1 protein-coding gene is annotated in these 464 nt (G+C 42.5%); it reads right to left on the bottom strand.

Annotated elements, in window-relative coordinates; translation table 11 throughout:
* The coding region (locus LE180_RS00810; protein WP_374133596.1) for a hypothetical protein at positions 1-387 on the bottom strand (387 nt) is incomplete at its 3' end.
* Between the last annotated feature and the right edge of the window lie 77 nt (positions 388-464).

The raw sequence follows: 464 nt of genomic DNA on the forward strand, positions 1-464 counted from the left end.
ATATTCCTGCTCCGCCAATTCTACCGCTTCCCACGCTATTTCAGGTGTCAGCTGCTCCGTTTTCGTCTCTTGGTTTATCCTATTTTCCACTGTGTTTAATATACTCACCGTTTTATCTGACCAGCTATTTATATTTGTCGTTACTTGCTCTTCCACAGCTTTACTGAATTCTTTATTTTCTGTCGAATTATCTTTGAGCTTTTCTTTCCTTATCTTTTCTATATTCATATATCTCGTATTTGTCTCTTTTATTGCATTCCTTTCTTTTACTGATGGGGCTGATGATAATCCTGGTAGTGGTACTGTTAATGGTTGAGTCTCCGTCCACCACCCCTTCTTATGTCCTAACCACCATACCCCACCTCCTACCACAGCAACTGTTCCCAAAACTGCGACTGTGGTGGGAGGTGGGGTATGGTGGTTAGGACATAAGAAGGGGTGGTGGACGGAGACTCAACCATTAA

The sequence above is a fragment of the Candidatus Endomicrobiellum pyrsonymphae genome (genome assembly GCF_020328025.1).
Lineage (GTDB): Bacteria > Elusimicrobiota > Endomicrobiia > Endomicrobiales > Endomicrobiaceae > Endomicrobiellum > Endomicrobiellum pyrsonymphae.